The 23376-nt window shown below is 44.3% G+C and carries 21 protein-coding genes; 7 read left to right on the forward strand and 14 right to left on the reverse strand.

Going from position 1 to position 23376, the window contains the following annotated elements; genetic code table 11:
- Positions 1-114 precede the first annotated feature (114 nt).
- Entirely contained in the window at positions 115-1038 is a 924-nt protein-coding gene (locus LYZ37_RS21715) for an AraC family transcriptional regulator (RefSeq protein WP_272787573.1), read from the reverse strand.
- Positions 1039-1178: 140 nt separating this feature from the next.
- Positions 1179-3197 carry an alkyl/aryl-sulfatase gene (locus LYZ37_RS21720; protein WP_272787574.1) on the reverse strand — a complete coding sequence of 673 codons (2019 nt, stop codon included), beginning with the start codon at positions 3195-3197 and terminating at the stop codon, positions 1179-1181.
- A gap of 120 nt (positions 3198-3317) precedes the next feature.
- On the opposite strand from LYZ37_RS21720, the gene LYZ37_RS21725 reads away from it, so the two are divergent.
- The gene (locus tag LYZ37_RS21725; RefSeq protein ID WP_272787575.1) at positions 3318-4217 is read left to right on the forward strand and encodes a LysR family transcriptional regulator; all 900 of its coding nucleotides are present in this window, start codon (positions 3318-3320) and stop codon (positions 4215-4217) included.
- A 62-nt stretch (positions 4218-4279) separates the two neighbouring features.
- Here LYZ37_RS21725 and LYZ37_RS21730 read toward each other — a convergent pair whose 3' ends face one another.
- The 3 genes from LYZ37_RS21730 to LYZ37_RS21740 are packed head-to-tail and all read right to left on the reverse strand — an operon-like array spanning position 4280 to position 6618.
- Positions 4280-5404, reverse strand: coding sequence for a M20 family metallopeptidase (locus tag LYZ37_RS21730; RefSeq protein WP_272787576.1), 1125 nt, complete (start codon positions 5402-5404; stop codon positions 4280-4282).
- A gap of 9 nt (positions 5405-5413) precedes the next feature.
- Positions 5414-5881, reverse strand: coding sequence for a YjiG family protein (locus LYZ37_RS21735; protein ID WP_069668508.1), 468 nt, complete (start codon positions 5879-5881; stop codon positions 5414-5416).
- Positions 5878-6618 carry a nucleoside recognition domain-containing protein gene (locus tag LYZ37_RS21740; protein WP_004745718.1) on the reverse strand — a complete coding sequence of 247 codons (741 nt, stop codon included), beginning with the start codon at positions 6616-6618 and terminating at the stop codon, positions 5878-5880. Before LYZ37_RS21740 ends, LYZ37_RS21735 begins: the two co-directional genes overlap by 4 nt.
- Before the next feature lie 322 nt (positions 6619-6940).
- On the opposite strand from LYZ37_RS21740, the gene nhaD reads away from it, so the two are divergent.
- Positions 6941-8377 (forward strand): sodium:proton antiporter NhaD, encoded by a 1437-nt coding sequence (gene nhaD / locus LYZ37_RS21745; protein ID WP_272787577.1) that lies wholly within the window; start codon positions 6941-6943, stop codon positions 8375-8377.
- A gap of 1 nt (position 8378) precedes the next feature.
- On the opposite strand, the gene LYZ37_RS21750 is transcribed toward nhaD, so the two are convergent.
- Genes LYZ37_RS21750 through LYZ37_RS21760 form a run of 3 tightly spaced genes read right to left on the reverse strand, consistent with a single transcriptional unit; the run spans position 8379 to position 10616 of the window.
- Positions 8379-8774, reverse strand: a complete 396-nt coding sequence (locus LYZ37_RS21750) for a hypothetical protein (protein ID WP_272787578.1) — start codon at positions 8772-8774, stop codon at positions 8379-8381.
- 4 nt (positions 8775-8778) lie between these two features.
- Positions 8779-9255, reverse strand: a complete 477-nt coding sequence (locus LYZ37_RS21755) for a methylated-DNA--[protein]-cysteine S-methyltransferase (protein ID WP_272787579.1) — start codon at positions 9253-9255, stop codon at positions 8779-8781.
- On the reverse strand, positions 9252-10616 hold the full coding sequence (locus LYZ37_RS21760; protein ID WP_272787580.1) for a DNA-3-methyladenine glycosylase 2 family protein: 1365 nt from the start codon (positions 10614-10616) through the stop codon (positions 9252-9254). Before LYZ37_RS21760 ends, LYZ37_RS21755 begins: the two co-directional genes overlap by 4 nt.
- Positions 10617-10767: 151 nt before the next feature.
- On the opposite strand from LYZ37_RS21760, the gene LYZ37_RS21765 reads away from it, so the two are divergent.
- Together LYZ37_RS21765 and LYZ37_RS21770 are read left to right on the forward strand one after the other, a co-directional pair.
- The gene (locus LYZ37_RS21765) at positions 10768-10971 is read left to right on the forward strand and encodes a hypothetical protein (RefSeq protein ID WP_171320148.1); all 204 of its coding nucleotides are present in this window, start codon (positions 10768-10770) and stop codon (positions 10969-10971) included.
- A gap of 233 nt (positions 10972-11204) precedes the next feature.
- On the forward strand, positions 11205-11783 hold the full coding sequence (locus tag LYZ37_RS21770; protein ID WP_272787581.1) for an FMN-dependent NADH-azoreductase: 579 nt from the start codon (positions 11205-11207) through the stop codon (positions 11781-11783).
- Positions 11784-11872: 89 nt separating this feature from the next.
- Here the strand turns inward: LYZ37_RS21770 and LYZ37_RS21775 are convergent, their stop codons facing one another.
- Complete coding sequence (locus LYZ37_RS21775; protein ID WP_272787582.1) at positions 11873-12769, reverse strand: LysR family transcriptional regulator; 897 nt, start codon at positions 12767-12769, stop codon at positions 11873-11875.
- A 197-nt stretch (positions 12770-12966) separates the two neighbouring features.
- On the opposite strand from LYZ37_RS21775, the gene LYZ37_RS21780 reads away from it, so the two are divergent.
- Positions 12967-13329 (forward strand): DUF413 domain-containing protein, encoded by a 363-nt coding sequence (locus LYZ37_RS21780; RefSeq protein WP_272787583.1) that lies wholly within the window; start codon positions 12967-12969, stop codon positions 13327-13329.
- An 87-nt stretch (positions 13330-13416) separates the two neighbouring features.
- On the opposite strand, the gene LYZ37_RS21785 is transcribed toward LYZ37_RS21780, so the two are convergent.
- The gene (locus LYZ37_RS21785) at positions 13417-14250 is read right to left on the reverse strand and encodes a MalM family protein (RefSeq protein ID WP_272787584.1); all 834 of its coding nucleotides are present in this window, start codon (positions 14248-14250) and stop codon (positions 13417-13419) included.
- A 140-nt stretch (positions 14251-14390) separates the two neighbouring features.
- Positions 14391-15611 carry a maltoporin LamB gene (gene lamB / locus LYZ37_RS21790; RefSeq protein WP_272787585.1) on the reverse strand — a complete coding sequence of 407 codons (1221 nt, stop codon included), beginning with the start codon at positions 15609-15611 and terminating at the stop codon, positions 14391-14393.
- Positions 15612-16055: 444 nt separating this feature from the next.
- Here lamB and glgX point away from each other — a divergent pair, with 444 nt between their 5' ends.
- Together glgX and LYZ37_RS21800 are read left to right on the forward strand one after the other, a co-directional pair.
- The gene (gene glgX / locus LYZ37_RS21795; RefSeq protein ID WP_272787586.1) at positions 16056-18005 is read left to right on the forward strand and encodes a glycogen debranching protein GlgX; all 1950 of its coding nucleotides are present in this window, start codon (positions 16056-16058) and stop codon (positions 18003-18005) included.
- A 155-nt stretch (positions 18006-18160) separates the two neighbouring features.
- Positions 18161-19924 carry a diguanylate cyclase domain-containing protein gene (locus LYZ37_RS21800; protein WP_272787587.1) on the forward strand — a complete coding sequence of 588 codons (1764 nt, stop codon included), beginning with the start codon at positions 18161-18163 and terminating at the stop codon, positions 19922-19924.
- Between the two features lie 83 nt (positions 19925-20007).
- Here LYZ37_RS21800 and LYZ37_RS21805 read toward each other — a convergent pair whose 3' ends face one another.
- From LYZ37_RS21805 to LYZ37_RS21815, 3 genes are all read right to left on the reverse strand, one after another.
- A complete protein-coding gene (locus LYZ37_RS21805) occupies positions 20008-21078 on the reverse strand; it encodes a YjhT family mutarotase (RefSeq protein WP_272787588.1) in 1071 nt (356 codons plus the stop codon).
- An 11-nt stretch (positions 21079-21089) separates the two neighbouring features.
- Positions 21090-22244, reverse strand: coding sequence for an N-acetylneuraminate epimerase (locus LYZ37_RS21810; protein ID WP_272788403.1), 1155 nt, complete (start codon positions 22242-22244; stop codon positions 21090-21092).
- Positions 22245-22471: 227 nt separating this feature from the next.
- Positions 22472-23305: a MurR/RpiR family transcriptional regulator gene (locus LYZ37_RS21815; protein ID WP_272787589.1), complete on the reverse strand. Its 834-nt coding sequence runs from the start codon at positions 23303-23305 to the stop codon at positions 22472-22474.
- Between the last annotated feature and the right edge of the window lie 71 nt (positions 23306-23376).

The following is a 23376-nucleotide window of genomic DNA, read 5'->3' on the forward strand; positions in this document are numbered from 1 at the left end:
CTAATTAAGAATAAATATCATTTGCATTGTACAAATCTAATAAGAAGAAAGTTAACAATTTGGTGCATCTTACTCAGATTTACTCATTTAACTATCCAAGATAAGCAGACTAGCCTAAAGAGAATCAGCAATAGGAACCCAATACTCCATTTCTGCCTCGTCAGATAAATGGTCATATTGCGCAGGGTAACATTCCAGTTCAAAGCCATCGACGCCCCTGTAACCAGAGTTGGGCAACCAATGAATAACAAACCACTCTAAGGTTTTAGGCAGGTTAGCCACAGGCCCCTTATGTTTAATAACGGCATAGGTTTGGCTAGGGACAGAGAGGGTATCAAGTTGGTCTGATATCAATGAAGGTAACTGAGGATAAAGCGGCATTTCACCCAGTTCAACGCCTGCCCAGTAGTGGATATTACTGCCATCAAAGTGGCTATGGGTCACATCAATCACTCCCATAGCAGGTAAACGCTCTGAGGTGCTGCTAGCGACGGTCTCTTCTAACTTGCGCCAAAGCTGTGGGACTTTTTGTTGAAAGTCAGGGGTAATCGAAAACAAGCCATGAATTTCATCATGAATACCTTTGAGTAAAAAGCCACTCTTAGACTCAACTCTTACCTCAACAAAGCTCGCGACTAGCGCACAGTTTCTCTCGGCTGGGTTTTCTATCGGCTTACGTAGTCCTGTTCTGAGTCCTAACTTACGATAGGCCCTTGGACTCATACCGAATTTCTGTTTAAACGAGCGGCTAAAACTGATCTCTGAACTAAAACCAAGCGATAAACTAATATCAATCACACGCTCTGAGGTATCTAATAATTGCTCTGCAGCGCTACTCAACTTTAACTCTCGCACATAGCTAGCAACAGAAAGCCCTGTTTCAGCTTGAAAAACGCGTTGCAGCTGCCAGCGAGACCAACAGCTTTGTTGAGCAAGCTCATCCAAACCTAGCGGCAAGTGTAAGTGAGAATGGATGTAAGACAGCAGTTTACTGACTCGATTGAACCCATTTGAAAATCGCTCGATACTATTATCCATTGGATTCCCACCCCTTGCCTCTAGAAGAATCACGGATAGTATCAGAAATGTAAATGAGAATTAATATCCTCGAAGTATCATAACCCTATACAACAGCGCCTCGGCTGTAATGACCAAGGCGCTTTTGTTGATGTTAATCGTTACTTATTCGGCATTGGCAAAATTTCAAACATACCGTCAAAGTCATCCAAGCTGCTGGTTAGCTTTTCAACTAAAACAGTATCTCCTTTAAGCTTCGCTTTACCCGATTGAGTAAGCTCTTTTAGAGTTACCTTTCCAAGCACCATATCCGTCATATCTGTTTTGCTGATGTCTAGCATTACGTCCGTTTCTGGCAAGGTTTCAACTTGGATATTTGCCATGTTCGAGTTTGACACTTCGCCAAAATAGTATTCATTCAAATCAGGATGATGAATACCAAAGTTGAAGTCCAACTCAGCTTGTTCAGCTTTCTCTGCATTGAGCCTTACAGCAAGGAAATCTAGGAACATACCTGTTGGTGTATTAGCAATTACGTCAGGTGAAGCCAGTTTGATAGAAGGCTTGATTTCCCCTGTTCTCAGCTCTACCGCACCTTGCAAGTACGAGTTGCGCCACGCCATGGTTTCAGACTGGTAGCCTTGCTGTTCAAAACTGTCTGCCAGAGCAAAACGATACTCGATATTGCTTGGGTCACATTGGACTAAATCATTAAATAGCTGAGAGGCTTGCTGATATTGCCCTTGTTGGAAATGTTTCTGTCCTGCACTAAACAGGACATCCGCCCCCGCCGCTTCAACATAAACGCAAGATTTTTCTGTCGTTTGTAGTGGGTTGGTATTTACTGGGTTCATATCATGATAGCCAAGGTAAAGATTGACCACTGCACGCGCATTATGACTGTATGAACCGTGATAGCCGTTGGTATGCCAAGTATCAATTTGCGACTGCGGAATAATCTTTTCAATTTCACGACCTACATCGTTAATCGTCACACCATGGTTTGCTAAGCGCATGGCTTGGTTATGGATGAAACCGTAGTTGTCACGCTGTAGCGTCATGTAGTCTGAAATTTCGTTGTTCTCAGTCTCTGGGTCATTCCACACAGGTGCAGAGTGAGCGGCATGAATATTATCGACCAAGCCACTATCGACATAACGCAGCTTGAGTTCAGTGAGATATTTTGTCCAAATTAGCGCATCACGCACTTTAGCTCCGCGGAAGGTATAGATATTGTGCATCCCATCGTAAGTAAGCTCTGCAGTATTTAGTGAACGATACTCCGGAACATAGAGTACAATTTCGGCTGGCGCTTCCGCACCCGGCATGTTTATCGCGTGGAAGTCTAGACCATCAATGGTGATGACCTTTTCTCGCTCTTCTATTTCTACTGTCGGTGCAACCAAAGTGACTTCGCCACGTGAGGTGCCTAAACCTAACGCGTTGTCAACTATGCCCTGAGTATTGTTATCCAAGGTTGTGCCATATTGGTAGTTAGCGCGACGGCTCATGGCAGTACCCGCTATCACATTTTCATCAGCTAACTCTTTGATGAAGTCGTTAGGCGCATAGATTGGCGCATCTTTCACAAAATCGCCCGACTCAATAATGCCTCGTGAACCGCCAAAATGGTCCGCGTGCATGTGTGAGTAAATCATACCGGTAATCCTATGCTCTCCATTTATCTTCGGCAGATGCATTTTGGCAAATTCCCAAGAGGCCGCAGCAGCTTGCTTGGATAACAGAGGATCATGAATCACGTAACCATTGTCAGTACGATAGATCGTCATGTTAGAGAGATCGGCACCGCGAATTTGGTACACGCCATCAGTCACTTGATACAAGCCGCCCGCGGCGTAATTGAGCATACCTTGACGCCATATCGAAGGATTCACCGAAGCAGGCAACTGATCAACACTCATATCAGACATATACTCAAAACGATTCTTTAATTCACCCGCTTCGTGGGTGCCAAATTCTGCAATCAGGCCCTTTTGAGTACGTTCAAATGCGGTCACGTCTTGCCAAGGTAACTGCTTTGCTAATGCTTCATTAGCTTGCTTTGTGTGCTCTGAAGCAGGCTTTCCTTGATACGTATCTAAGCTGGCGTAATCCGCGGCCGCTGAAAATGAAACGATAAGCGCTAGTGAAATAGCAGATGGTGCAAAACGGGTAGTCATAGTGAGCCTCGTTAGGTCTTATTGTGGGTACGTGGCTACTTTATTCGGTTGACACATCACAATATATACATCAATGTTTATTTAAAACATCACAATTCACGATGTATTGGAGCACCTTAGATGCAAGAAAGCAGTATCGATCTGAATTTGTTGAAAGTGTTTATCTCTGTCTACGAGCATCGCTCAATTACCATCGCGGCAGAGGTGATGGGCTTGACTCAACCCGGTGTGAGCGGCGTGCTTAAGCGTTTGCAACAACAATTAGGCGTTCAGCTTTTTATACGTTCAGGTCGAGGTATCGCACCAACCCATCAAGCCCATGAACTCGCCCGCCAGATAGAGCCTGCACTGAATCAGATTACTAACGCAATAGAAGGGATGGAGTCATTCAGCACTGATAATTCGCGTCGCTTTGTCGTTTATACATCCGAGCCCATGATGTTAATGCTGCTGCCAAAAATCGAAGAAGACCCAACACTGGGTAAAGTGCAAATTGAACTTCACCCAACGCAATCGAATGAAGAGAAACTACTTCACAACCTAAGTCAGCAAAAGGCAGATTTGGCCATTGATTTTGCCAACTATTCGGCGCCCTCCTTTTTTTCCGAATATTTTTATACCGATGAACTGTGTGTGATTGCTCGCAAGGAGCATCCTCGAATAAAAGGGGGAGTGAGTTTAGAGCAGTTTTATAGCGAAAAGCATGTGACGCTAAAGCTGAGGCGAGAAGATGCCTACCTGGCCGATTACTTTACTGAAGAAGTAATCGCAGAGCGAAATGTCGCAGCTGAGTGTGACTCACTCGTGTCACAGATGACCATGATTTCCAACAGCAACTGCCTAGCCGCAATGGTAAGAAGCATTGCGGATCAATTTGCCGACAAATTAGATTTGCAGGTGCTTGATGCTCCATTTACTAACCTTCCGGTTAAATACCGAATGATGACGCATAACCGGATGAAGCATAGCCCCGCCAATCAATGGTTAAGAGAGAAACTTAAGTCGTACTTTGAAAGCTGAAAATAGAAAGCCCCGATATTGATATATCGGGGCTTGTTTTTATTAACTATGTAGGTAACAGATTAGTGCGCTAGCTTTTCAATCACACGCATTAAAAGCTTGATACGTAGCTCGATGGACTCTAGTAACAAGTACTCTTGGTCACTGTGGAAGCCCGCACCGATTGGGCCAAGACCATCTAGTGTTGGCACACCTAAAATCGCCGTGTTGTTCGCATCAGAACCACCACCGACTTCCTTCCAGTTGATATCAATCGATAGCTCATGCGCAGATTGTTCAACCAAAGCCATCAAAGATTCCGTTGCTGCGCTTGGTACCATGGAAGGTTTGTAGGCTTCACGCTCAAGCTCAATCTTCACACCATCAACAAATGGCGTAGTTGCCATTCCGTTGAGTCTTGTATCGACCTCATCGTATTCCGCGTTGTTCCAGAAACGGATATCAACAATCGCCTCAGCCTGCTCAGGTACAATGTTAGCGCCAGCGCCACCTGAAACAATCCCAACATTGAGTGTCGTGCCCGACTCAAAGTTAGTCATACCATTAATGGCTAAGATCCAGTTTGCCATTTCAGTGATAGCACTACGCCCCTTCTCTGGTTCATTCCCAGCGTGCGCAGCAACGCCATTAAAGCTCAGCTTGTAACGTGCCATCCCCTTACGAGCTTTGACTAAACCACCATCAGCGCGAGCCGCTTCAGCAACCAGAACATTTTTTGCTTGCTTAGCGACGGATTGAATCCACTCGACAGAATCTAATGATCCTGTCTCTTCATCTGGGTTCATACAAATACAGATAGAAAGCTTATCTAACACCGCTTGGTCAAGGTTGCGCATTGCATAAACAATATTGAGTAAGCCAGACTTCATATCTGACACGCCCGGACCATAGGCTTTGTCTTGGTCAAGGGACATCGGCCTTAGTTCTGCTGTCCCTACCGGGAACACAGTATCCATGTGGCCTACTAGCATCACGTCAATCTGCTCAGCTTGAGGCTTATTGCGAATCTCTAGACCAACGCCTGCTTTACCGCAATCAATACGCTCAACACTCCATCCCGATAGCGCTTGGAACTTAGCTTCAAACTGAGAAGCGATAAATTCAATGCCATCAAGTGTGTAAGTGCCACAGTCCACGTCGATTAAAGGACGCAGCTCTTCTAAATAGTCGTTTAAAGAGAAATTCATTGTTTACCTCTACACAAACAAGTTCATGACAAGCATTGCACCGAATGCGTTAAGTACTGAGATAGCGATCATCACAGGAATGTAGCGACCTTCAGTGCCGATAGGGCCCATGATGCGTCCCATGTATTGAACCTGAGAGCCCATCAGATAGATGGCAGGGGCAAGAATTGCAATGTGTGCGCCGTTAAGAATGCCTTGGTCAAACAGAGTGATAACCACACCTACCGCTCCCCCCATCGACATCCAAGCACCAATCAGTACTGCTGCAGCCTCTCCCGGTAGACCAAATACCGCCATAATTGGAGAGAAAATCGTACCCATCAAATCCAATGCACCAGTAATTTGTAGTGCTTTGATAATCACAAATGCCATCAATACATTAGGGACAGTCGAGGTTGTCGCAATTACCCAGCCTTTCTTAGCACCTTCAACGAAGATGTCGGTTACCATTGGCTTTTTCGCTTGTACTTCACTCATTGAGCTGTCTCCTCTTTTAGATTTTGTGCATTATCTTTGTCTTGTTTGCCTTCTTTACCTTCCGTGATGTTGAGATAAATGCGGAATAGGTTCGCGCCGATAAACTTGAAGATGAACATAATCGCTACGGCGAGACCGATAGACGAAGTCACTGCTAGAGAGCCATCAGCCATAGTTAAAGTGAAGAGTACCGCTCCCGATGAGAAGAAGTTAACGATGGTTGCACCCGCAGTAAACTGGAACATGGTGAAGACGTCCGTTTCACGCTTGGTGAGTCGCCCTTCGTCTTTAAGCTGACGGGTCATCGCTGCACCCGCGTCAGTACTTTGTAGTGAAGCGATTAACGCAAGGCCGGAGCTGCCCGGGATGCCCATTAAAGGACGTAGTAGAGGAGATAGAAGTTTACGCGCCGCATCCAGTGCGCCGTAATGCTCAAGTACGTTGATCACACCAAGTGCGAACATAACCGTTGGGATTAGCGTTAGAGCAAAGATAAAGCCATCACGCGCGCCACTACCGCCTTTACCGCGTAAAGAAGTGGTCGCGGCTTCAACGCCTTCGGCAGTCTCTTTGACATCATAAGCAACAGAACCAAACGAGCCGTTCAAGGTAGTAAAATCAAGCACCCCATACCATTCGTTAGACTTCATCAAGCCAGAGAAAAACACCACTGCGAAAGCCAAGGCAGCATAACAGCCCCATGTTACCTTTCGCTCTTTTTGAGTTGGATTAGACATAATTCACCTATGTATTCATATGTGGAACAGAACACATAGGATCATGAAGTAAAGCCCCTCGCAGTATGATGATCCGTATCAAGTAGTAATACGACTTATGTTTCCCCTTTCAATCGCGATCATATTTTGTGATTACTCGCATAAATAGCACATCAAACTACACCAATAAATCAACATTGCACATCATAAAGATTCATAATTTGTTAATTAATCGCTGACAATTCAAGCAGATCAAACCTACTTCACATACGTAAAACGCATTCGTCTTTAAAATGGATTCACAAAACATAAAACAACAATCCGCTTTCAAAGGAGTGAAAGTATGAAATTGCAGTGGTCCATTTTTGTCGCCCTTTTTTTTCTGCCCTTTTCAACATTCGCCGCATCTTCTTCTGATCAAATACTCCCTCTTACCCAGTCAACCATAGGTTATGCAGCGCTGATCATTTTCGGCATCGCTTATACCCTGGTAATGCTTGAAGAGTATCTGCAGCTTAGAAAGTCAAAACCGGTTCTACTTGCAGCAGGTATCATTTGGGCAATGATTGGGTATGTGTATTCTCAGCACGATCAAATCGAGGTTGCTAAAGCGGCGTTAGAGCATAATTTGCTTGAGTATGCAGAGCTGCTCCTGTTCTTGCTCGTCGCCATGACCTACATCAGTGCGATGGAAGAAAGACGGCTATTTGATGCCTTACAAGCTTGGATGGTGGGTAAAGGCTTTAACTTTAAAACCCTGTTTTGGCTGACCGGTATATTGGCATTTTTCATTTCACCGATTGCCGATAACCTAACCACCGCGCTACTCATGTGTGCGGTGGTGATGAAAGTGGCAGGAGACAACACCAAATTTATTAACCTTGCGTGTATCAATATTGTCATTGCAGCAAATGCCGGCGGCGCGTTTAGTCCGTTCGGTGATATTACGACTTTAATGGTTTGGCAAGCAGGCCACGTCTCGTTTGCTGAGTTTATGCCGCTGTTTGTTCCGTCAGTCGTTAACTATGTTTTGCCCGCGATTATCATGTCGATGTTTGTGCCGAACGCGAGCCCAAATGTTGTCCATCAGCATGTCGAACTCAAACGTGGTGCAAGACGGATCGTTGCCCTGTTTATCCTCACTATCGCAACCGCGGTGGCATTCCATGCTGCGCTGCACTTCCCGCCCGTAATTGGCATGATGATGGGCTTAGCCTACTTACAGTTCTTTGGTTTCTTCCTGCGCAGAACGCTCAAAGCCTCTCTACATAAGAAATCCTTGATTGCAATTGAGAATCGAGATGATATCGCACTCAAACGTTTAGGCTCTGTGGTGCCGTTCGATGTATTTCGACGCGTCTCCCATGCCGAGTGGGATACGCTACTCTTCTTCTACGGCGTCGTTATGTGTGTCGGCGGCTTAAGTTTACTTGGTTATCTAGGAATGATTTCAGAAGTGATGTACACCCAGTGGGATCCTATTTGGGCTAACGTTATGGTCGGGATTCTTTCAGCCATCGTCGATAACATTCCGGTGATGTTTGCTGTACTCACCATGGAACCTGCAATGGATATGGGTAACTGGCTACTGGTCACTTTAACCGCTGGCGTGGGTGGTAGTTTGCTGTCGATTGGCTCAGCGGCAGGTGTGGCTTTGATGGGAGCGGCGCACGGTAAGTACACCTTCTTTGGTCACTTAAAATGGATGCCGGTAATTGCGATTGGTTATGCCGCGAGTATTGCCGTTCATATGATGTTAAACGGTAGCTTATTCACCTAAATTAGTTACTTTGTGAAGGGATGAAGTCTCGTTTGCGCCAAGTAGCTGATAATTGGTACTTGGCGCAGATGCTACAAGTCAAAAGCTCCTGTTGACCATGAATGCGCATCACAATGTCTTCACGCTTTTCTTTTGAGCTATTGCGCATCTGAATCGTTAAATAGTTATCTTCCACTTCGAAAGGCTTAGTATAATCTAGCCCTTGCTCTTTGATTATGGTCACTTTAGCGTCTTTGAACTCTAGCAAGTCACCATTAAACTGATTCTCAAATACGCCAGTAAAAGAGTAGGTCTCTTGGTTGAGCATACGCTCGGTTTTTTCCTCAGAGCAACCCAACAACGCACCAAGCAACAGACCACTCACAATCAGTATCTTTGGATGCCGCTGATTATTCATCTAACTACTCCACTCTCTCCAACTTAAGAAGTTTCGCTTTGCGCTCGACTCCCCCTGCATAACCCGTTAGCTTACCGTTTTTTCCTATCACTCGATGGCATGGCACAATCACCGAAACTGGATTCTTGCCGTTGGCTAAACCCACCGCTCTGACCGCTTTGGGGTTACCGATGGCGTTAGCTAGGTCTTGATAACTCCAAGTTTCACCGTATGGAATGGTCGTCAGCGCCTTCCAGACTTGCTGCTGAAACTCGGTTCCAACTGCCGAAATAGGTAAATCAAACTCCCTTCTATCGCCAGAAAAATATTCTTCTAACTGTTTGATTGCTTTAATAAGTATAGGATCATTTTCCGACAATTGACCTAACTCTTCAGGTTGTGTCGTCTGAATTTCAAACCAAACGCCAAGCAAACCTTTCTCATTGGCTTGCAGTGTAATTGTACCTAATGGTGAAACATAGGTGGTGTAACGATTATTCATGCATGACTCCAGCAATGGAATGTTGCGTAGCTTCCCCATGGAGAAGCCGTTGCAGCCGATAACTTAGGGAACTGATTAAGGGCTTTTTTCACCACCAAATCCCCATCCAGAAAACAGTTTGGTTCAGAAGCTCCGCGTAAACGCGCGTAGTTGACCGTCCAAGGCCCGATACCTTTCAGTTCTAGCCAACGATCTAATGGTGCCTCAAATCCTTCAATCATAAAGTGTGCAAAGCGTGACAGTGTTTCTTTGCGACTTTGCGGCATGCGTAAGAAACTCAAATCAGCCGCAGCGACTTCTGAAGGCGTAGGAAAATGTGTCACACACTCAGGTTGTAAAGTATTCACTAATAAGTTCAACTGACCAATCGCGGCTTTAATCGAAACTTGCTGACCAAGAATCGCGCGAACACCTGCTTCCCAAGTACTCCAAACACCAGGAATGCGAATACCGGAGCATTTGACGAGTTGTGGTTCAATATCAGATAAGTGCTGCTCGATCTGCAATACATCACTATCGAGATCGAACATACGCCTTAATTGATTGACCAAGCTTCTCAGTAGCGACATATCATCAAGCTTAAACTCGACACGCATAATACCGGGCTTGGGGTTAGAGATCGCAAACCAGCCTGCTTGTCCTTCCAACTCAAAGTGCCTTTGATAGCCAGTATCCGTCACTGTTTCTAACCCTGATATCGCTCTCAAACGATAGAAGTCCAACATATGTTGCCAATCCAATGGACCGCGAAAAGCGAGGTCAACATGATTGGATTCTGTTTGTATCGAGCTACTTTTTCTTACTTGAGAGGGAGGCAGCTTCATGACTTGTTTAAACGCATCATTAAAACGTCGCACACTATTAAAACCACTCGCCAGAGCAACATCAGTGATCGACAAATGACTGGTATGAAGCAATTGCTTAGCAAACATGAGTTGATAATAAAGCGCATACTGCTTCGGTGACATACCAAGATACTGATTGAAAAGCTTGCGCAGATAGCGATCACTAATTCCCAATCGCTCAGACAGCTCAACCAAAGAGGCATGATGCAGCGCGCCCTGCTCTATCAGCTTAACCGCTCGTTGAAAGGTCACTTCCACCCCCTTCCACGCCCAAGAGCTTGGCGCGCTATCTGGCCTGCAACGCAAACAAGGACGATAACCAGCTTGCAATGCTTGCGCTTTATCAAAGTAATACTCTACGTTCTCTTCTTTAGGTAGATTTGCAGGACAAATAGGTCGGCAGAAGATGCCTGTCGTTTTAACTGCCACATAAAAGCGCCCATCAAACCTGCTATCGCGGGCTATTCTAGCGTTATGACAATCTTTTTGTGTCAGGGTGACAAGGCCACTTTCCATGTGCTTTTCCGATATTGTTCAAACTGTTATCTAAAGTCTAAATCTTCACACAATAATTACTAGCCATTTTCGGAACTGTATCGAATTTGCCAACTGTTTTTCTTCTTCTAAAGTTATTAATGCAGACTAAAAAATAATAAGGAAGTTGGCTATGAACCTGCACTCTTGCACTATTGTGCTCAATGACGAGCTCACTATGACGTGTGACAATGTTGAACAAACTCTCGGCATCATTGATCAACACGGACCAACCAATATTCATCGAATACTGATTGATACCTTTGATGGGAACGCGATCCAAAGCTTTCACGAGCTGAGTATTGAAGAATCAATCGAAAGTCTCATGAGTATGTGAGCTTTTATTGGCTAGGTGGATTCGCGGTTGGTTTCCACCTAATCCAAAAAATGCTGTGCAGGGAAGCGGCCAGAGATTTACTCTACTTTCCTCTACTCACTCTTATTCAAAAATTTTGAACATTACGCTCAAACTCAAGTAGTTCTTAGTAGGCCTACGTCTCCCTATACTCTTTTCATAAAGAGACAACAAGGTTTGAATGATTCGAACCTCTATAGATAAGAGACATGATTATGACCAATACACTTGTACTAAAATCCAGCATTTTGGGCTCTCACTCTCAATCAAACCAACTGATTGATTACGCACTTGAAGGTAAAACTGGCATTATTGAGCGTGACTTGGCTGCAAACCCAGTACCTGTACTGGATATGAGTGTTGCTACAGCGCTGCGTGGCGGAGACGATCTTTCGGACGAGCAACAAGCGGCACTTGCACTTTCAGATCAGTTGATTGAAGAGTTGAAAGCTGCAGACCAACTGGTTATCGCAGCTCCGATGTACAACTTTATGGTCCCGACACAGCTAAAAAACTGGTTCGATATTATCGCCCGTGCAGGTGTGACTTTCACTTATACCGAAAATGGCCCTGTGGGTTTAATCGAAAACAAGAAAGCGATTGTTGTTACCACTCGTGGTGGTCTACACAAAGACTCTCCTCGTAACTCAATCGAAAGCTACGTCACCACTATGCTTGGCTTTATTGGCATTACACAGGTTGAATTTGTCTATGCTGAGGCACTTAATATGGGCGAAGAAACTGCTCAGGCTGCTCGCGAAGACGCACTAAAACAACTTGTCAGCTTGGTTTAAGAGACTCTTTCTTTAAAAGACTTAACTCAATCCGATACTAAACGCCTCGCTAAAAGCGAGGCGTTTTTACATCTTGTTAAAGCCAAATACTATTCGTCATCTATTGGCAAATCTGCCATTTGTTGAAGGCTGTACGCCGTTACCGGATCGATAGTTTTGACTAGTTCTTCCACTTGTTTAATCGCATCAATCGATGTGCTCGCTTTACGATAGCTCAAGTAAATTGGTCGATACCAATCTTCCATGCCTTCAACCTTATGCAACTGACCAGAAGCAAGGAAAGGTTCAACTAACGAAGCAGGTAAGTAGGCACTGCCACCCTTTTCAAGAATAAAGTCCAGTGCGATACGAGCAGTTGATGTGCGTAAGTACGGTGCTGGGATCTTCGGATGACGTTCAGCGTGCTCTGAAGCGAATTTGGTTCCCCAATCTACATAGACATATTTGTCTTCAAACACCGATTCAAGGGAATCTGGTTGAGTGGACACTAAGATCAGCACCACATCGGCAACTTTTTTGCAGTTGAGTTCGTCCGCTTTGATCTGGTCAAAGGCAAACGCCATATCTAGGGTACGCTCTTGCAAACAGCGAGAAAGCACCTCGCGTCCCATAATCTCTGCCATAAAGCCATAGCCTTCGAACTCATCAGTAACCAAGCTCAAACAGTTTTGTAGATACGCATCCCAAACGCTGGGTGTGCCACCTAAAGTTAATTGCAGCGCCTTGCCACTTTCCAACGACAACTCTAATTTCGCTTGCTGTAAGGTGCTGACCATGACCTCAGCGTAACCGATCAGTCTTTCGCCCGCCGAGGTGAGTTTGATGTTGTTACGATCACGAATAAACAGCTGAGTATCAAAGTAACTCTCTAGCTGCTTAATTCGCGCGCTCACAGCCGCTTGGGTGATGTACAGGTTTTCTGCAGCCTTACCAAAGTGCCTTACTTGCGCCAGTTCTAAAAACGTTCTAAAGACTTTTACGTCCATGGGATTTCCTCTACCGACAATCTTGAAAGGTTAGCAAGAACGGTAATTTTTTATAATCTTCAAGTCACTAAAGTGTTATCTAAATTTAATAAAACTATTCGATAGTTAAGATAAAAATGTTTTGTTTTTCTTTTATGAATTTTACGCCTACTTTTCGCTCTAGTTCACCCATGTAGGTTTTTATAGAGGCTACCAAAATGTCAGACACTCAATTTCGTCATGGCAAAAAACGTTTTTACGACAACACTAAGTTTCCGCGCGGTTTCGCTAAGTCTGGCGATTTTACGCTCGCAGAAGAAGAAATCCTAACGCTTTATGGCGATACCATGCTTGGTCTTGAATCTGGAGATCTGCAACCAGAAAATGCCGAAGAGAAACACTTCGTTAAAGTATTGGTGCATCCAGGCAAAGCAAAGTCAAAGTTAGAGCGAGTATGGTTAAAGTATGTTCAGTTAGCTCGTGGTCGTAAGCGCTTCCACACACTGAACGGACGCACTAAACCAGATGCAAGTAGCGTTGAAGATTATGCTGATGACGTGAGTTTAGTCGAAGAAGATTAACGCTAAATATAAAATGCCCCCAGTAATGGTTTAACCAATTAATGGGGGCATTTCAGTATCTAGGGATTTAGTCTAAAAGCAGAGAGGTTATTTAGCGTTTACCGCCTTAATAAAGACCTCTTGCGCCCCTTCAACATTTAGTGCTTTCGCTTCATCAAGTAGGCTAAGTGCTTTGTCTAAATTATCCGACTTGACTGCACTCCTAATAGCGTTGTGATAGTAAGTTTGAGTTTCGGGTTGTACGATCTCAACCTTTGGAGCTTGTGAAGGCTTAAGAGGTGCGTTTTCAGCTGTTGAAGTACCAATAGAGAAGAGACTCACTCTATCGATTGATACCTCAATACGACCCGTTTCTGCATTTGGTATCTTAATATCTTTCACTTCTGGTAAATAATTACCGCGACCTTCTGCATCTAAGCGAGCTGGGTGGATAACATCGGTAAAGCCACCGAGTTCTGATTTATCCGTGTATACGATCAGATAAACTGACTCTAAGCCAAGAGGCGGGAAGAAATCTTTGTCAGCAACTAAGCGGTTACCTAAATTTAATCTTGGTTTAGTGTAAACAAACTCATCTCGTTCATAACTTTCTAGCACTTTACCTGTTTTATCGACAATCATCGCGCGTGGTACAAACGCTGTATCTGAGATAAAGCTAGTAATTTCAATAGAAAACTCGCCACGGTTAGCAGGAAGCTCAAACACCGCAACATGACTATCAATTTCCTTGAAATCTAAATATTGGGAATTCGCATTGATATCAACTACAGCTGAGCTAGGAAGTTTCATTACAGCAGACTGCAAATCCGCCAACGAACTGACTTTGTCAGCCTGCGCCGATTGAACATATTCTGGAGTCGGGGCAGTCTGGCAGCCTGCAAGAGCGACACAGCCGCTTAAGATGAGGGCACGTAAATACATAGTGTATCCTTTTTGTTATTTTTCTAAGAGCTTACTACACGTACTGATACAATAGCGAACTCATACTCAAAGCGCTTAGAAAAATAGCCGACATAAGTCGGCTATATAGGTACTAAACTATACGGACAGTAGTTAGTCTATTACCACCAAGCTTCAACTTGAACACCTACTACGTATTCAGAGTCTTCACCTGTACCAAATGCATCGTCATTCTCTTTATCTGTAATGTAAGAGCCGTATACACGTAGTTCAGGGCGAGCCCAGAAGCTGTCACCCATAGCCCAACCTTGAGCAATAGTCAGTTTAGTGTTACCGAAATCTTCTACAGCAAGACCGTCTTTGTTGATCTTCTCCCCAGCATTGTAACCCGCTTCAAAGATTGTGCGCATTGTTTCGTTCCACTTATACATTGGACGAACTACTAATGAATACTGCTCGGTATCGAATTTTTTACCAGTAACATTGCCTTTACTGTCTTTACCGCCGATATCAGAACCATTCATATATGCTAGCTGATGACCCATTTCCCAATTTTCGCCTAGGTTCATTACACCCCAGTTGATTAAACGGAAACCAGTCGCGTCATTGTGTGCACCAGAACGGTCATAGTAGCCACCTGAACCGAAGCCAGCCATTTGATCACCGTAGCTGTTTGTACCTAGCTGGAATACAGTTTGGTTAAAGCCGTTACTCATGCCTTGGTGAAGAATAGCAGAAACTAATACACCGTCATCCGCTTCTTCAGTCTTGTCTTTCTTCTCATTAGCAAAGTTGTAAGCCAAAGCAAGTTCTAGAGACGCGTCTTCCCAAAGACCAATGTTCGCTAGACGTACATCAGCAGTGAAGTTTGCAGCATCATCATTTTCAGTATCTTGAAGTAACGCAACAGAAAGTTTCTGATTACCTACAGAAATATTCTCAATACCACCACCAGTACCAGAAGTGTTTAGGAAGTAGAAGTCCGTGATGTGAATATCTTTACGTTGGTAGTACGTTTTACCAGCCCACATTGTTGCTTCTTTGTCTGAAGCAATCAAACCTTTTGCTTTTACAGCAAACTGAGCAATGTTTACATCACCGTCTTCCCAACCTTGCTTGCCATCACGACCAGCTGCAATCATTGACTCTATACGCCAAGTTTGCTCACCCGTTTTTAAGTCTTCTGCAAAACCAAACTCTGAGTAGTTATCGTTTTCGTTACCTAGACGACCGACACCGTTTTTATTTACTGATACATCGCTACCTGAGTTACCACTGATACCAGTACCAGCACGCATATAACCATTAAAGTCCACTGCGAAAGCAGAACCAGCTGCTAGAGTAGTTGCGACTGCGGCAGCCAATACACTTACTTTTTTCATTTTTAACTCCATTTAGGGTTTATTATTCTTGTTCCGCTCTGATTAACTTTTTCCGTAAAGGCAGAAACAGAAGTCATTAAAAAGAGAGGTAAGATGGGCAAGCCCCCCGAGACTTAACCCCATTTGCTTCAACTGCAGCAAGATTACCTAGGGAGGAGAAAAACCAACTCATCCAGATGAGAAATAGTTAGGGGGGATGAGAAAGGATGAGAATTCATACCGCACAATATTTATTTGGCTGCAATCACAGAAATTGGGTGGAGATTTAATGTTCTTAGAAAATTAATGAGAACAAAATACAACCTAGCTCACTATTTAACGCTTAATCATCATAAATCTGAAATAAAATTACATTTATAATTTTTGGGGAAGGCGCTTGACCAATCTCCTTCAAAACTATTTACTTAAGATTCAACAATAAATAATTACAGTAAAGTAGTGATCATGACGTGCTCCCGTCCATACCCTTTAGGCGCAACACCAGATAATAAAGGGTGTAACTTTTCTATATATTCTCCTAATGCTGACGAAATCCAGTTGGCGTTGTTTAATGACAATGGTGAGTTTGAAACCTACCCATTAACCAACGAATACGCCGGAATTAAGTTTACCTATATTGAAAATATCTCGGTTGGGCAACAGTACGGCTACATAGTGAATCAAGGTGATAAACCACATTTGATTTCTGATCCTTACGCCAAAGCGATAGAAAAACCGCTCCATTACTGCACGCCGTTTAATTCCGAAAAGAGTTTTCAACTGGCTAAATGTGTTGTGGTCGAAGACACATTTGACTGGCAAGGCATCGCTAAACCGAACCGCCCTCGTGAAGAGATGGTGCTTTTTGAAACTCATGTAAAAGGCGTAAGTAAGCTTAATTCTGCGGTTCCAGTTGAACAGCGTGGTGGCTATCTTGGATTAGTCAGTGACGCTATGCTTAGCTTCTACAAACAGCAGAATATCAATACGCTGCAACTGCTACCTGTCGCCGCCTGTATGCACGAACCTCATCTTCTCAAGATGGATAAGGTTAACTACTGGGGCTACAACCCATACCTGTTTATGGTTCCTGATCCGCGCTACGCCGCCAAAGATGCTGTAGTGGAATTGAAAACTGCGATTAGAGAACTGCACCGCAATGGCATCGAAGTCATCCTCGACGTGGTATACAACCATACTGCCGAAGGCGGAGCAGACGGCCCTGTCTTTAACCTCAAAGCTCTCGACAACCGCTACTATTTCAAACAAGGCGATCACTACGCTAACTTTACCGGTTGTGGTAACACGGTTGACCTTTCCTATCAGCCTGCCATGAATTTAGTCATGGACACACTAAGATACTGGGCAAATGAGTTTCAAGTTGATGGATTCCGCTTTGACTTAGCCGCGACACTTGGTCGTCATGGCGAACATTTCAGCCCAGATTCAGCAATTTTTAAAGCGGTAGCCCAAGATCCAATCCTTCGTGAAGTCAAACTGATCGCAGAACCATGGGACATTGGCCCGAATGGCTACCAAGTTGGAAACTTCCCGTTTGGATGGAATGAATGTAATGATCGACTGCGTGATATTACCCGCAGCTTCTGGCGTGGTGACCAAGGTTTCTTAAAAGAGTTTGCCACACGCATTATGGGCTCACGTGACCTCTATAGTGCAGCCAATTGGCCTTACAAGCTCACCGTTAACTACATTACCTATCACGATGGTTTTTGTATGCAGGATCTTGTGTCATACAAGCATAAGCATAATGAAGCGAACGGCGAGCAGAACCGAGATGGGCATGGTGACAACCGCTCAGACAACTACGGCGTAGAAGGCGAAACAGAAAATCCAGCCATCATTGAGCTACGAGAAAAGCAAAAACGTAACTTTATGGCGAGTTTATTGTTTGCGTTTGGTATTCCTCATATTCTTACCGCAGATGTGCTCTCTCACACCCAAAAAGGCAACAACAATGCGTATTGCCAAGACAATGAAACAAGCTGGCTAAACTGGCAGCCTTCGGAAAGCAAAACACAATTTAAGTCTTGGCTAGCAGATATGGTCGCGGCAAGACAAAAATATATGGTGCCATTTATTCGCGCATTCAGTGGCGAAAAGCGCAATGACAACCGTATATACTGGCGACGACTCGACGGTAGCTTTATGGAGCACGATGATTGGAATCGCCTTAGCTCAGTGGCATTACATTTAGGCATCGGCAAAAACGGCGAAGAGCTGTTCTATTGCATTAACCAAACTAACGCTCCTGCTCGCTTTACCATGCCTGAAAATGACAAAGCTGAGTGGACCATGATCTGTAATACAGACTCCCACGAACTACATCAAACCATTGATCACAAACAAGTCTTAGTTGCGCCCCGATCAATTGCGATCTTTTTTGCCCACAGCTAACTTCACAATAATGAGCAGTATAGTGACATACTGCTCATTTTTAACTCAGCATTTAGATATAACCTAGACTTATATTCATTGATGCGCTTGTGAAATCCATTTAATATACGCCGCAAAATAATTATAGCTTCCCCGTTATTATCAGTTGGCACATCATGGCGTTACCAAAATTTCTCCTTCGAACGCTCAGACCGTACGTAATTCTCTTAGTTATAGGGATCATCTATGCGGCTTATCATCAGTTTCAGAAATCTGAAAAAAATGCGTATTCTCAATCATTTGCAAACGTCAAAACGGCTTCGAGTCTGATTTCTTCTCAAGTTGAGGCTGCCGTCAGTAAACTCTATATATTGGATGATGCCACCTCCGTCAGTGAATTCGATACCACGGCAAAACGCATTCTGGAGCATACTCCTTCATACATAGACATCATTTCCGTCAACAGTGAAACCGGTCAGTATCGATCAAGTATACTCGCAGCCACACCTTCAGAACGAACGACACACCTCGTTTGGCACCCACTAGACCAAGTTTCCCCGCATGTTTATGTCTCCTCTATCTACGAGAAACAGCCAAGAAAGTGGGTCTTTGCGGTTAAGTTCATCCAACAAAATAGCAATGAGATTTGGATAGAATTTGACCTCAAATCTACAACCCAAAGCTTGTTAGGTCTTCGCACGCTAGACAGCGGCTATCTGTTTGTAGTTGACAACACCAATGGACGTTTAGTGTTTCATCCCACCCCACACCGTATCGGCACAAAATCAATCAGCTATCGAGCTGGGATTGATGAGAAGATTCATATTGGATCACTCTTTGGCAAGCACGAGTACTTTTACAAAGGTCATCTAAAGCTATCTGTCTTTGACGGCAACAATCCTTACAACTGGGTGTTCATTGCGGGAACAAATCGCTCAGATGTCCTTGCTGCGACGCACCAGTTCGCTTTAACCGCCATCGTGATTATTTCACTTCTGCTCCTTGCGGTTATCGTTAATTACCTAATTTATCAGCTTAATAGCCACCTTGCTGAGCTCAATACTAAGATTGAGCTGGCAGATTTCAAACACTGCTTGCGTGATATTTTAAATCGCTTTTGCCATCACAAAGGCATTCAGATTTGTTTCTATGATGCAGATTACGGGCATTTTACGACGATTGATTATCATGGAAATAGCCATATTGTTTTACACGATAGTAAACTCGCCAAGCGGTTTACCCCAAGTTCGATGAGCTATAAAGGTCGCCGTTACGCTGATCCATTAGCCAAACGCTTACAAATCAACTCGCGCCACTACACACTGCCACTCTTTGATAGAGAGAACTTAATCAGTGTCATCTATATCAAAGCGACCTTTCCTGGTTTTCATAGTGTCTTGAGAATGATCCGAGACTACTCTGAAGTCGCGTTATCTAACCTTCTGATTCATAAAAGACTTCGCAGTAAAGATGTCATGACGCACCTCGACAACAAACTCACGCTTCGCGAGCAAATGGAATCACACATCGATGGTGAGCATATTTATATGGCGATGCTGGACATAGATCATTTTAGGCGTATTAATGACCAACACGGTCACTTGTGTGGCGATCAGGTCATCATTCATACGGCAGAACTCATGAAGAAGTGCTTTCCTAAACCTAAGGCGCTCAGCCTTGCTCGTTACAGTGGCGAAGAGTTCTCGCTCCTATTTAGAGCCAACGATGAGAACGATGCCTATGAACAATGTGAGCTATTACGTTACATGGTAGAACAATCTAAAGTCGTGTTTGACGATGTTCCGGTCAAGTACTCAATCAGTATCGGGATCACCTCAATGAAAGGAAATCAGAACATGACCATAGGCCGCGCAGACAAAGCGCTCTATCAAGCCAAAGGGCTCGGTAGAAACCAGGTGGTGTTAAACACCTTTGACTAATTGAGAAAGGGAAGTGGCTGAAGTCACTTCCCTTTTTTACAGTTAATGCCTTTACCACTTTGTTGGTGGCGAACTTGGAAAAGTCACGATTGACTGCTAATCGTATAACATCGAGCTTGCGCCTCTCCTTTACTATCTTCACCTCCTAACAGATACATTGTATTGTTGTGAGAAATCGACACGCCATACGCAGCTCCATGAGGAAGCTGCATAACTTGGTGCCATGTTGTGCCATCGAATTGCCAAACTTTATTATCGTAATGCTTGGTCAACCCTTGATGGCTATACCACTGCCCTTTCTGAAAATTGTTTTGACTACCAATAAAGTAAGCGCCGCCAGCCACAATGATTTGTTTTTTGACTTGTCCTATAAAATGACCTGCCAATCCCTCATGGCTAGTATCAACATTACAAATCGAAGGGAGTAAGCGGCTTTTGGTCATATCGCCGTTGTCGAACTTAAAAACCTTGCTTTCCAAGCTACGTAAGCCCGGCTTAATCTCTCCTTCAATTAAGGTAACCGTATTGTTTTGCTGGATAATGCCAGCGCCACAATTGGCAAGATAAGGATTCTGTCCAACCTCAGACCATGTTTCATCAGCGCAATCAAATAGCCAAATAGCTTGATTCCAACCGTAATCCTGCGCCGGGCGAGACATAAACTTGGTTAAGGTTGCCTGATGTTTTTCTGGTTGCTGAACTGGGTCAATTTGTGAAATTTCAGCCACAAAACGATCAAAGGTCTCTTTACTGTAGCCGCCAAAGCAGATCAGTTTACCCATCTCGATCTGGCACATTGACGCTCCCAGTAAACCCACAGGAATATGAGTCTCGATGGATTGCCAACAGTTACGCTCAGCGTCAAAGACGTAGCTATCCTCTAAAACAATTGGCGTAGTACTGTTTTCAGGTTGGCCTGCTCCAGAAAATACATAGAGCTTGTCATCACACACTGAGAATGCCGCATCATTACGCGTAGTACCCGGAAACTCAGACGCCCTCTGCCACCCTTTTATTGGCGCATCCAAATCATAGAAAAATAGGCGCGTCCCTGCGCTCCCTAAACCGACGTAGAGTTTGTTACCAATCACTCCCCCTACGCCGTTTTTCACCCCAATTGGCAAAGGTGGAAAAGATTCAATCGCTAATGACATGCTCTGAGCCCTTAGTCCGTGACATCAACGGTTGTGCCATTCCACGCTAGCATGTAGACCTTTTTGCTAGCACTGCGATCACTTTTCTCACCCCCAGCAATGAGTACTCCTTGAGCGGTGGAATAAGAGGTCCCATAAGCCAAACCTTGTGGAAGACCATTAACTTGCTTCCACAATCCCTGTTGCTGAACATACATTTCTGGATTAAATGCTTTGCTATAGCCGTCGTGTGCAAACATTTTCCCACTCTCGAAAGCGGATTTCGCACCATGGAAGTTCGCTCCACCTGCGACAATGACCACGCCATTGCTTTCACCGGCAAAAGCACCCGCGACACCTTCTTGAACACTCCCCTCTGTAGGCGCTGGTAATGCATGCTGGCTTTGCCAAGGTTGTGCTTGACCAAATTGGTACGTTTTCACTTCAGACGTTCTGAGCCCTGGCTTTATCTCACCGCTAATCAATACAGCCTTGTCACCTTCCGCCACTAATGCGCTGCCACAATTGGGTAAATATGGCGATAAACCAAGATCGCTCCAAGTTCCCGTCTCTGGCTTATAGCTCAACACATGTCGATTCCATTTATAATCCTCTGGCTTCATCCCCATGTAATCATCAACAATCTTTTGCCATGCTTTCGGCTCAGCTTGTTTGTCAGTGGTAAGCACATCATGGAGATATTGATCAAAGTATTGTTTGTTGTACCCGCCAAAGAAAACAACTTGCTTGCCATCTGGCGAGTAAGAAGCCGCGCCGAGCAAACCAACCGGTGAGGTGGTATTGGCTTGTGCCCAAGTATTGGTTTCGAGGTTATAGCGATAGACAGTATCAAATAGAATCGGCGCAGCATCGGTCGACTTCACCTTTCCTGAACCGCCAAAGACATATATTTCATTACCGATGACCGATGCGGTTGCTCCGCTTCGCGATGGAGCGATAAATTCAGCTCTCTTTTGCCAACCTTTGTCGAGATTGCTTAGGTCAAGCATATAGAAATCTTGACCGGCTGAACCTAGGCCAACAAACACTTTATCGCCGACTTGAGCGCCGATTCCGCTTTTAATTCCTACCGGTAAATCTGGCCATTGATTCGCGCCAAACGCATTGAGACTTAACACCAGAGAAGCAGCAAGCAAAGGTGTATGAAGTCGTTTAGTTTTGTTCATCATTATTGTTATTTCCTTATTGGATGGCCGTGAACAATCACGGATTCCTATTGGCTCAGGTGGTTCTTTATCCACCTTTATTGTTTAAATTTCATACTAATTATTGATTAATGAAAAAATATTTCTTTGATCAACTTAACAATAAAAAATATTCTCACCAATAGATTAAAGAAAAGCTCACCAACTAGGCGAGCTTTAAATAAAGAATTAAATCAATGTGATAAGAACTACTTCATTAATGGAAGCACGACTTCCGCCGTTTCCATTACTGACTCAGAATACTCCGGGTAGGTATCTAGCAAGGTGTTGATTAATGCATCGACCAGCAGTAGTGCGCCAACTTTAGAAGCAAATGCACCGCCTGTTAAAGGCCCTTCTGGTCGCGCTGCAACCAAAAGCTCATCTGAAATAGCCGACAACGGACTATGACTTATGTTGGTCAAAGATACCACGGGCACACCTCGGCGATGTGCCTGTGATGCCGCGTGAATAACCTCTTTAGTGGAACCTGAACTCGACACCGAAAACCACAGATCGCCCGCATCGCTTCGGCCCGCACTCATCGCAGCCAAATGGGTATCTTCATACATAATCGCTTTTTTGCCGATTCGTACTAAACGATACGCTAAATAACGTCCGACAATACTGGATGCTCCTACCCCAACACAGCCAATAAATTGTGCCTGATGGACTAACTCGCAAATTCGCGTAAGAGACTTTCTGTCTATCAGCTTGGCAGTATCTTGGAGACTATCAACCGCGCTCTGCGCAGATATATCACAGATATCACCTGCTAACTTAGGCTGATTTTGGCTAGCCGTTTGGCTCAAATCTACCGCCAACGCCATTCGAAAGTCAGAGTAGCCTTTGTAACCCATATCACGACACAGGCGCACAACAGTCGCCTCGCTGGTTTGGGTATTACGAGCAAGATCCGTAATAGTCTGGAACTGGACGTCATGTGCATTCTCAAGCACATAATCCGCTACCAAGCGTAACTTTTTACTTAAGGGTTCGATATTAGAACGTAAACGAACCATTAGATTTTTAGGCGTACTCACTAGGGCCTCATTAGATTGGTTTGGCTAAGCTAAAAGTATCAAAGACCTACGAATATTGACACTACCTCAAC

It is taken from the genome of Vibrio tubiashii, assembly GCF_028551255.1.
Classification (GTDB): Bacteria; Pseudomonadota; Gammaproteobacteria; order Enterobacterales; family Vibrionaceae; genus Vibrio; species Vibrio tubiashii_B.

Bases quoted from the DNA above. Each gene is read 5' to 3' on its own strand.
- LYZ37_RS21755 (WP_272787579.1), bottom strand. From the start codon at position 9,255: ATGAATAATCGTTACACCACCTATGTTTCACCATTAGGTACAATTACA.
- LYZ37_RS21715 (WP_272787573.1), bottom strand. From the start codon at position 1,038: ATGGATAATAGTATCGAGCGATTTTCAAATGGGTTCAATCGAGTCAGT.
- LYZ37_RS21760 (WP_272787580.1), bottom strand. From the start codon at position 10,616: ATGGAAAGTGGCCTTGTCACCCTGACACAAAAAGATTGTCATAACGCT.
- LYZ37_RS21735 (WP_069668508.1), bottom strand. From the start codon at position 5,881: ATGAGTGAAGTACAAGCGAAAAAGCCAATGGTAACCGACATCTTCGTT.
- LYZ37_RS21810 (WP_272788403.1), bottom strand. From the start codon at position 22,244: ATGAACAAAACTAAACGACTTCATACACCTTTGCTTGCTGCTTCTCTG.
- nhaD (WP_272787577.1), top strand. From the start codon at position 6,941: ATGAAATTGCAGTGGTCCATTTTTGTCGCCCTTTTTTTTCTGCCCTTT.
- LYZ37_RS21785 (WP_272787584.1), bottom strand. From the start codon at position 14,250: ATGTATTTACGTGCCCTCATCTTAAGCGGCTGTGTCGCTCTTGCAGGC.
- LYZ37_RS21765 (WP_171320148.1), top strand. From the start codon at position 10,768: ATGAACCTGCACTCTTGCACTATTGTGCTCAATGACGAGCTCACTATG.
- lamB (WP_272787585.1), bottom strand. From the start codon at position 15,611: ATGAAAAAAGTAAGTGTATTGGCTGCCGCAGTCGCAACTACTCTAGCA.
- glgX (WP_272787586.1), top strand. From the start codon at position 16,056: ATGACGTGCTCCCGTCCATACCCTTTAGGCGCAACACCAGATAATAAA.
- LYZ37_RS21780 (WP_272787583.1), top strand. From the start codon at position 12,967: ATGTCAGACACTCAATTTCGTCATGGCAAAAAACGTTTTTACGACAAC.
- LYZ37_RS21770 (WP_272787581.1), top strand. From the start codon at position 11,205: ATGACCAATACACTTGTACTAAAATCCAGCATTTTGGGCTCTCACTCT.
- LYZ37_RS21805 (WP_272787588.1), bottom strand. From the start codon at position 21,078: ATGTCATTAGCGATTGAATCTTTTCCACCTTTGCCAATTGGGGTGAAA.
- LYZ37_RS21725 (WP_272787575.1), top strand. From the start codon at position 3,318: ATGCAAGAAAGCAGTATCGATCTGAATTTGTTGAAAGTGTTTATCTCT.
- LYZ37_RS21740 (WP_004745718.1), bottom strand. From the start codon at position 6,618: ATGTCTAATCCAACTCAAAAAGAGCGAAAGGTAACATGGGGCTGTTAT.
- LYZ37_RS21730 (WP_272787576.1), bottom strand. From the start codon at position 5,404: ATGAATTTCTCTTTAAACGACTATTTAGAAGAGCTGCGTCCTTTAATC.
- LYZ37_RS21800 (WP_272787587.1), top strand. From the start codon at position 18,161: ATGGCGTTACCAAAATTTCTCCTTCGAACGCTCAGACCGTACGTAATT.
- LYZ37_RS21720 (WP_272787574.1), bottom strand. From the start codon at position 3,197: ATGACTACCCGTTTTGCACCATCTGCTATTTCACTAGCGCTTATCGTT.
- LYZ37_RS21775 (WP_272787582.1), bottom strand. From the start codon at position 12,769: ATGGACGTAAAAGTCTTTAGAACGTTTTTAGAACTGGCGCAAGTAAGG.
- LYZ37_RS21750 (WP_272787578.1), bottom strand. From the start codon at position 8,774: ATGAATAATCAGCGGCATCCAAAGATACTGATTGTGAGTGGTCTGTTG.